The sequence below is a fragment of the Falsiroseomonas sp. RANM36 genome, assembly GCF_056682175.1.
In genome coordinates this window covers 99,943-102,462 of record NZ_JBWXTD010000006.1, presented here as the reverse complement: position 1 = coordinate 102,462, position 2,520 = coordinate 99,943, and the positions used below count along the sequence as shown (strand labels likewise).

Genomic DNA, 2,520 nt, shown 5'->3' with positions numbered 1-2,520 from the left:
GCGCGGGCGACGATGGGCTCGAGCCCGACAGGCCGCGGCGCGGGGCGCGCCCCCGCGACGCCGCGGGTGCCGCAGCCGGCATCCAGCACCCGCATCCCCGGCGCGATGCGCGACGCCGCCGCGCGGAACTCCGCGCGGTCCTCCCCGAGCCAGCGGTGGAAGCCGTTGCGGCCATAGAGCCGGCCGTAGAAGGCGGCGTCGCCCGGCACCGGCGGGTCCCAGAACGCCAGGCCGCAGGGGCTTTCCCACAGGTGCAGACGCGGGATGCCGGCGAAGAGCGGCGCGGGGTCCACGCCGAAGGTCGCGCGCCACAGCGCCCGCAGCAGCCGCGTCGGCACGCGCTGGATCAGCCGCAGCGCCGGCTCACCGGTGATCGGGCAAGGCGGCGGCGTTGGCGGCTCGGGCACGCGCCGGGATGACCGACCGGTGCGTGGCGGTCAACCGGGCGGCGTGAAAGCGTCGCGCGCCTGCGCTACACCATGCGCCATGCCGGACGACCTGCGCGCCGCCGAGCCTTACGTGCCGCCTTTCCCGCCGCGGCACGAGAAGACGCCGCCGCTGCGCGAGATGATTCGCATCGCGCGCCGGAACTACCTGGCGGTCTGGCCGCGCGGCGCCTTCAACCGCGACGTGATGTTCCGCCGGCTGCTGTTCCGTGACCTGGTGATCTGCAACAGCCCCGAGACGGTGGCCGAGGCCTTCGTCGCGCAGCACGAGCAGTTCCAGCGCAAGAGTCCGCAGCATCGCCACGCGCTGGCGCCGCTGCTCGGCGACGGGCTCTTCGTCTCCGATGGCGCGCTGTGGCGCGGGCGGCGGCGCGTGGTGGCGCCCGTCACCCATGCCACGCGCCTGCCCGAGCTCGCGCCCGCCATCACCGCGGCCGCGGCCGAGCGCGCCGCCGCCTGGCGCCGCCACCCGCCGGACCGGCCGCGCGACGTGCTGGGCGAGATGGGCCGCCTGACCGCCGAGATCATCTGCCGCACCATCTTCGGCCGCGCCCTCGGCACCGATGCGGCCGCCGAGGTGGTCGCCGCCTTCGCCGAATACCAGGACCTGGTGGACCAGACCGACCTGCTCTCGCTCGCTGGCCTGCCGGACTGGCTGCCGCGGCCGCGCGGGCGGCGCATCCGCGCTGCCGTCGCGCGCATCCATGCGGTGGTGGACCGGCTGATCGCGGAGATCCTGGATGGCGGCGTAGCGGAAGCCTCGCTGATCCGCGCGATGGCGGAGGCGAAAGTGCCGGGCACCGAACGTCCCATGGACCGCCGCGCCTTCCGCAACGAGGCGATCGTGCTGTTCATGGCCGGGCACGAGACCACCGCCAATGTGCTCGCCTGGGCGCTGTTCATCCTGAGCCAGGATTTTCGTTCCGCGGCACGGCTGAGCGCGGAACTTGAGCAGGTCCTCGCGGGACGCGCCGCGACGCTCGAGGACCTGCCGAACCTGCCCTTCACGCGTGCGGTGATCGAGGAGACGATGCGCCTCTATCCGCCGGTGCCGCTGCTCTCGCGCGAGGCGATCGCGCCCGGCACCATCGCGGGGCGCGAGGTGAAGAAGGGGACGATCGTGCTGGTCGCGCCCTGGCTGCTGCACCGCCGCCCGCAGCTCTGGGACCAGCCCGACGCCTTCGTGCCGGACCGCTTCCTGCCCGGCGCCCCGAAACCCTCGCGCCATGCCTATGTGCCCTTCAGCGTCGGGCCGCGGGTCTGCACCGGCCAGCATCTGGGCCTGGCCGAGGCGGTGATCTGCCTTGCCACGCTGTTCCAGGCCGTGGAGCTTCGCCTTGCGCCGGGCGTGCAGGTCATGCCGGTGGCGCGGCTGACACTCCGCCCTGGCGAGACGCTGCCGATGCTGCTGCGGCCGCGCGCGCCGGCAGGCTGATGGCCCTGCTCGTCGTGCTGGCGGCGTGCTGGCTGCTGGCCGAGCTGCTCGCGACCCTCGCCACGGCGGTCTATCGGCGTGGCCTCGCGAAGGCGCCGGCCCAGGATGACGGACCCTTCCCCGCGGTGCTGGTGCTGCTGCCGGTGCGCAGCGCCGATGCGGCGGAGGCGGCCGGCGTCGCCGCCTGCCTCGCCGCCCTGTCGGCGCAGGCGTATCGCGGACCCTGGCGCGCGCTGGTGGTGTTCGAGGATCGGCGCGATCCGGCCTGGGAGGCCGCGGCAAGGGCCGATCCGCGCCGTTTCGCCGTGCTGGCCGCCGGCCCCACGCAGCACCGCGCGCAGAAGCTGCACAACCTGCTGGCCGGCCTCGCGCAGCGCCGCGCGGAGGAGGCGATCCTCGTCACCCTCGATGCCGATACGCGCCCGCCCCCCTGGTGGCTCGCCGAGCTCACCCGGCCGCTCCGCCACGGGCTGGCGGAGGCCGCGAGCGGCTATCGCTGGCCGATGCCCGAAGGCCTGCCGGCGCGGATGCTGGCCCTGGCGGAGCGCGGGCCCGCCCCCGGCCCCCCCCCCCCGGGGGGGCCCCGGGGGGGGGGGGGGGGCGGGGCGCGGGGCGGGGGGGGGGGGGAGGGGGGGCCGC

At 75.9% G+C, this 2,520-nt stretch carries 3 protein-coding genes; 2 read left to right on the top strand and 1 reads right to left on the bottom strand.

Annotated elements, in window-relative coordinates; all coding sequences use genetic code 11:
• Positions 1 to 407, bottom strand: a 407-nt coding sequence (locus AC1MIR_RS22025) for a hypothetical protein (RefSeq protein ID WP_480030334.1), incomplete at its 3' end; no start/stop codon positions are given.
• Between the two features lie 79 nt (positions 408 to 486).
• On the opposite strand from AC1MIR_RS22025, the gene AC1MIR_RS22020 reads away from it, so the two are divergent.
• Both AC1MIR_RS22020 and AC1MIR_RS22015 read left to right on the top strand, forming a co-directional pair.
• Positions 487 to 1,881, top strand: coding sequence for a cytochrome P450 (locus AC1MIR_RS22020; RefSeq protein ID WP_480030333.1), 1,395 nt, complete (start codon positions 487 to 489; stop codon positions 1,879 to 1,881).
• The coding region (locus AC1MIR_RS22015; RefSeq protein WP_480030332.1) for a glycosyltransferase family protein at positions 1,881 to 2,520 on the top strand (640 nt) is incomplete at its 3' end. The genes AC1MIR_RS22020 and AC1MIR_RS22015, both read left to right, overlap by 1 nt.

Bases quoted from the DNA above. Each gene is read 5' to 3' on its own strand.
- AC1MIR_RS22020 (WP_480030333.1), top strand. From the start codon at position 487: ATGCCGGACGACCTGCGCGCCGCCGAGCCTTACGTGCCGCCTTTCCCG.